This is a genomic window from Frankia sp. AgKG'84/4 (assembly GCF_023242965.2).
In the GTDB taxonomy this organism is placed as follows: Bacteria; Actinomycetota; Actinomycetes; order Frankiales; family Frankiaceae; genus Frankia.
The window spans coordinates 1-2,148 of sequence record NZ_JALKFU020001300.1 but is presented as its reverse complement, the minus strand read 5'-3'; the positions used below and the strand labels follow the sequence as shown (position 1 = coordinate 2,148).

The following is a 2,148-nucleotide window of genomic DNA, read 5'->3' as shown; positions in this document are numbered from 1 at the left end:
GGGCGGCGGCGCGCGGCGCGCGAGCCGCGGCGAGACGGACGCCGCAGCGGGAAGGCCCTCGGTGGATCTTTCCGCGGCCGCTGGCGACGTCGCCCGCCCAGCTCTGCCCGTCAGCGTGCCGACCGGCCCGCACCGGCACACCCGCGGTCCCGCGGACGCCCCGATCGTCGTCGTCGAGTACGCCGACTTCGAATGTCCCTACTGCGCGCGGACCGCGCCGGTGCTGCACGAGCTCGTCGATGTCGCCGACGGTGCGGTCCGGCTGGTGTTCCGGCACTTCCCGGTGTACGACATCCATCCCTACGCGCTCACCGCCGCCCTGGCCGCGGAAGTCGCCGGGGCGCACGGCCAGTTCTGGGAGATGCACGACGTCCTGTTCGCCCGCCAGGACCGTCTGGGCGACAAGTTCCTGCGCGCCCACGCGGCGGCGCTCGGCATCGACGGCGAGCTGGCCGTCGGTGACGCCGCCCAGCCCTACGGCGACGCGGTGGAGGCCGACTACGCGCGCGGCGTCGAGCAGGGCGTGCGGGGCACCCCGACGCTGTTCATCGACGGGTCGCCCTACCGGGGGCGCGCCGAACTCGCCCCGCTGCGCAAGGCGGTCAGCCTGTCACTTCACCGGCGTCGGCGCGCGCCATGGTCGCGGGGGTAGCCGGGGCGTCGGCTCGTCGGTCAGCGGTGAGCACAGCGGCAGGCGTTCGCCGAGCATCCGCAGGATGACGGTGCCCAGGACGGCCGCGACGAGCGAGCCGCCGATGATGCCGATCTTCGCCTGGTCGCGCAGGGCCTCGTCGGTGAACGCGAGCTCGGTGATGAACAGCGAGATCGTGAAGCCGATCCCGGCCAGCGTCGCCGCCCCCAGCAGGTGGCTGTAACGGACCTGGCCGGGCAGCTGGCCGATCCCGGCGCGGATCGCCGCGACGCCCGCCAGCGTGATCCCGCCGGCGTTGCCGAGCAGCAGCGCCATCGCCACCCCGAGCGTCACCGATGAGCCCGCGGCCTCCCGCAGGGTCTCGGCGTCGAGATGCACACCCGCGTTCGCCAGACCGAACAGCGGGACGACCACGAATGCGCTGAACGGATGCAGCACCCGCTGCAGCCGTTCGTTCGCGCTCACCGTCGCCTTCGCCGCCCCCACGGCGAGCGCGACCCGGGTGGCGCTGGACTCCTCGGTCAGCGCCCGCACGTAGACCGGGACCTCCTCGGCCTGGTCCGGGCGCGGCGGCACGGCGGGGATCAGCAGCCCGGTCAGCACACCGGCGAGGGTGGCGTGCACGCCCGAGGCGTGGATCGCGCCCCACAGGACGAGCGCCAGCAGGATGTAGGGCGGCAGCTGCCAGACCCCGAGCCAGCGCAGCGCGAGGAACGCGAGCACGACCGCCGCCGCCACCACCAGGCCGACGGGGTGGACGCGGTCGGTGTAGAAGATCCCGACGACGCAGATCGCGCCGATGTCGTCGACGATCGCGAGGGTCAGCAGGAACAGCCGCAGCCGGTCGGGGCACTGCGGGCCGAACAGCGCCAGGATCCCGACGACGAATGCCGTGTCCGTGGACATCGGAATGCCCCAGCCGTTCGACGCCGGCCCCGACGGGTTGCACAGCAGGTAGATCACCGCGGGTAGCGCCAGGCCGCCGAGGGCGCCCAGCGCCGGCACCGCGACCATGCGGCGGTCGCGCAGCTCGCCGGCGGTGAACTCGCGGCTGATCTCCAGCCCGACGACGGCGAAGAAGATCGCCATCGCCGCGTCGTTGACCCAGTGGTGCAGGCTGAGATCGAGCCCGGCGTCGCCGACGCGCAGCTGCGCGGTGGTGTCCCAGAGCCGGTCGTAACCGCCGGACCAGGGCGAGTTCGCCCACACCAGCGCGGTCAGGGCGGCCAGCAGGAGCAGCACGGCGCCGCCCGCCTCGGTGACGAGGAACTCCCGTAGCGACGGGGCGACCTGCGGTAGGCGGATCCGCAGGCCGGGGCCGGGCCGGGGCGGGGCGCTCACCCGCCGAGCCCGTCGAGGTCGTCTAGGTCGTCGAGGTCGGCGTGCATCTCCCAGAGCAGGATCTCGGCCGGCGCCGTCGCGCGGACCCGCTGGGGGCCGGTCGCCGTCAGGCGCGCGGCGTCCCCGGTCCGCAGCGGACCCGCGCCCGCCAGCGT

The 2,148-nt window shown here is 74.4% G+C and carries 2 protein-coding genes; one reads left to right on the top strand and one right to left on the bottom strand.

Annotated elements, in window-relative coordinates:
- The coding region (locus MXD58_RS29855) for a DsbA family protein (RefSeq protein WP_374616858.1) at positions 1-652 on the top strand (652 nt) is incomplete at its 5' end.
- On the opposite strand, the gene nhaA is transcribed toward MXD58_RS29855, so the two are convergent.
- Entirely contained in the window at positions 611-1,993 is a 1,383-nt protein-coding gene (gene nhaA / locus MXD58_RS29850) for a Na+/H+ antiporter NhaA (protein WP_248839044.1), read from the bottom strand. The genes MXD58_RS29855 and nhaA overlap by 42 nt on opposite strands.
- Positions 1,994-2,148: the final 155 nt, after the last annotated feature.